Annotated in this window: 4 protein-coding genes; all 4 read left to right on the top strand. The window is 58.9% G+C overall.

Translation table 11 applies throughout. The features are described from left to right. The first annotated feature begins 509 nt into the window (after positions 1 to 509). A complete protein-coding gene (locus IVB32_RS28570; protein ID WP_085351389.1) occupies positions 510 to 728 on the top strand; it encodes a hypothetical protein in 219 nt (72 codons plus the stop codon). A gap of 203 nt (positions 729 to 931) precedes the next feature. After that, on the top strand, positions 932 to 1,153 hold the full coding sequence (locus IVB32_RS28565) for a hypothetical protein (RefSeq protein ID WP_026232889.1): 222 nt from the start codon (positions 932 to 934) through the stop codon (positions 1,151 to 1,153). A gap of 53 nt (positions 1,154 to 1,206) precedes the next feature. Continuing rightward, positions 1,207 to 1,587: a hypothetical protein gene (locus IVB32_RS28560; protein WP_018455151.1), complete on the top strand. Its 381-nt coding sequence runs from the start codon at positions 1,207 to 1,209 to the stop codon at positions 1,585 to 1,587. Positions 1,588 to 1,792: 205 nt separating this feature from the next. Further along, positions 1,793 to 2,827 (top strand): IS110 family transposase, encoded by a 1,035-nt coding sequence (locus IVB32_RS28555; protein ID WP_247412079.1) that lies wholly within the window; start codon positions 1,793 to 1,795, stop codon positions 2,825 to 2,827. Positions 2,828 to 3,184: the final 357 nt, after the last annotated feature.

The following is a 3,184-nucleotide window of genomic DNA, read 5'->3' as shown; positions in this document are numbered from 1 at the left end:
CTGAACTTCCGTCTCTGCATGACCCACCTCTGGCTCGATAAAACACCCAATCTCGGTGTCCATCAAACCGGCAGCAGCTCAGGCCGAGGGTCTAACCGTAGGCGTCGGTGGCTGAGAGACAATTCCGCGCTCCCGCCTGCATGTTAGGAGCGCAAAATGGCCGAAGAATTCAGCGCCGAGACACGTGCCTGCTCGAGCGAGCCAACGAACCATCGCTCAAAGTCGTCACTTAGCCACGGAACATCGCCCACTCGTCCCTGAGTGCGAACTAAATCTCCGACACAGGCTGCTCAACATAGTCACCCTGCATACTGATGACCGGAGATTGCCGGGTCCGCGCACCTGACGACGCTTGAGGGCTTCGGTCCGCTGCCCCTGAGGGAGTTCCGAAAAGTGCGAAGCCGGACGAAACTTATTGTCGCACTTTGTGACCGGACTTATTAACATGGTTCAATTGATTTAATAATATTTAAGGTATTTAATCTCTGCGCCAGCTCCGGAGAGACCCCATGCCCGACGAAGACGATGACCGCCGCGAATTTCTGAAGACCTGCGGAAAGTTCGCGGTGGTGACACCTCCAGCCATAACGCTGCTGCTCTCCACCTCCCTCACGTCCGATGCAATTGCTAAATCGGGTGCGAGCGCGGTCCATCACCACGGCAACAATGGCTGGGGTAACGGCGGCGGCGATGGTAGTCCCAACGGCAAGGACGACAGAGGCCGCTGAACATTTGTAGGCGGAACGGCAGTTTGGAACGACTCGTCAGTTACCAAGTTTTCCCAATGCCCATCCCCAAGTGGGTGATTCAGTCGGGCCCCAGCTCTTCCCCCATTGCCCCCCGGGAGCTGGGGCCCATTTTGTTGCGCCTTCCGGCGCCGGTTTCGGAGCTTCGACAACATTCAGTCATGAAGCAACAAGGAGGGATCCGCATGCCGATCCAAGTCGTGATGGACAGTACCGGCGACAGCCGTCACTTTTTCGACGCCAACGATGCACGAGAAGTAGCCAAGGCGGAGCAGCGATTCCGCGAGCTGAGGAACGTCGGCTTCACCGCCGCGGTCCGGACCGGTTCAAATCAGGTGTCGCAGATCCGATCGTTCGACCCCACTGCGGAAGAAACTCTCTTCTTCCCCAGGCTGGTCGGCGGCTGAATCGCTGAGCCGTGTGGCTGTTCAGGCCGTCCCGGCCGGGTGAACGCTCACGGATGAGGGCTGCAAAGGCGCTGTTCATTAGACACGGCGCCGAGAGCACTCCCGAAGGACGCGCGCTGCTGCTGCTGCGGCATTGCCTCTCGCCCCTCCAGCGGCGGCAATTCACGCAAACAGGCTATTTCGATGTGGTCGGCGGCGATACGGGCAACCGCTATAGGATCTATGCGGGAGCGGCTGCGAATGTCTGCGAGATCGGCGAAAACGGTCGCCCAAAGATCGGCTTGTGCTTCCTGCCCGTTGGCGATCTTCCGATTGGCGACGTCATGCTGGCCCAGAAGATCGCGCTCGAAACGTGCGAGGCCAGCGCGCTCGCAGTAGCCCGAAAGTTCACTCCCAGCGGTTTCTTGTTCAGCCGGTCCCGCCCGCTTCGCTAGCCGCGGTGTTGCGTCAGTCAAGTTTGGGCGTCGGTGACGTCTCCCATTGGCCCATCTGCGACCTCGAAGGCCTTCAGGTCTGCGGCCGATGTTGGCGGTAAACCGGACATCTGGCGGGCGGCCGCTTAATGATGGGGTGGACGCCCCGCCGACGGCATCGATGTGCCAAAGTGGAGGTGTTGAACACCACTTAAGGGAGGCGTCCGTGTCAGATGTTATCACAGTCGGTCTGGATATCGCCAAGCACGTTTTTCACGTTCACGGGGCAGATGAGCGTGGTCGAGCGGTGTTCAGCAAGAAGATTGGCCGAGCAAAGCTGTTAGATTTCTTCGCTGCGCAGCCGAGGTGCATGGTAGCCTTAGAAGCATGTGGCGGCGCCCATCACTGGGCCAGGCAGCTCGCACAGCTCGGCCATGAGGTTCGGCTGATTCCGCCTGCTTACGTAAAGCCGTTTGTAAAGCGGCAGAAGAATGATGCGATTGATGCCGAGGCGATCTGCGAAGCTGCGCAGCGGCCGAGCATGCGGTTTGTGGCCGTGAAGAGCGAAGGGCAACAGGCTGCGGGTCTGGTGTTCGGAACCCGGGACCTATTGGTGCGACAACGGACCCAGCTCATCAACGCGATCCGAGGACACCTCACGGAATACGGTTGGATAGCGCCCAAAGGGCCATCGCATGTAACGAAGCTTGTCGACTCAATCGAGGAAGAAACAATAGCCAGCTCACTTCCTGCAGCCGCGCGTCCCATGTTCCAGGTGATGCTAGACCTGCTCGCCGAGCTGAATGGCAAGGTCACCGATCTCGACAAGGAGATCGCGCGACGCGCTCGCGAGGACGAGATATCGCGCAGACTAATGACCATCCCTGGTATCGGCCCGATCTCTGCCACCGCAATCGCCGCCCTGGCACCGCCGATCGAGACCTTCGCCAAAGGCCGCGACTTTGCCGCTTGGTTAGGTCTCACACCCCTTCAAAAATCGACGGGCGGAAAGCAGAAGCTTGGCGCGACATCCAAGATGGGGGAGCGCACGCTCAGGCGTCTCCTCATCATCGGAAGCAGCGCTGTCGTGCAGCAGGCCAGCAAACGCGGGGCGCCAAAGGGGTCTTGGCTTGAACGGATGTTGACTCGCAAACCGCGCATGTTGGTAACGGTCGCGCTTGCGAACAAGATGGCTCGGATCGTCTGGGCGTTGCTTGTAAAGCGTGAAAATTATAGGGCTCCGGTCTTAGCCAAGGCGTGATCCTGGCGGACCTGAGGTCGTCAGAGATGTAGTCGGTCGAAGGAGGGTATGGCGCAACAGTCGGCGAGACGAGGTCGGAAGAACCAGGTGTACTCATCGTGCCTAGAGCACGCCTTTATGATTTGGTTCCGGCCTGCGAACTCCCATACGGGCCCGCAGCTTCATCGCTGCACCATCAGAGGCCGGACAGATGGCAGCATTCGACTATGTGCCGATCTTCTTCAAAAATCGCTTGCATCTCGGGGGGCGTCCACAGATGAGTACACGCCCTAGCACTACTTTGGCAGATTGTTGATTTTGCCGCGATTTATAGGATTCCCGAATCAATTTTTCAATGATTCATGGGTGGTCGGCTCT

The organism is Bradyrhizobium sp. 23 (assembly GCF_023073295.1).
GTDB lineage: Bacteria > Pseudomonadota > Alphaproteobacteria > Rhizobiales > Xanthobacteraceae > Bradyrhizobium > Bradyrhizobium canariense_D.
The sequence above is the reverse complement of the archived record's forward strand: the minus strand, read 5'-3'. Positions and strand labels throughout refer to the sequence as shown.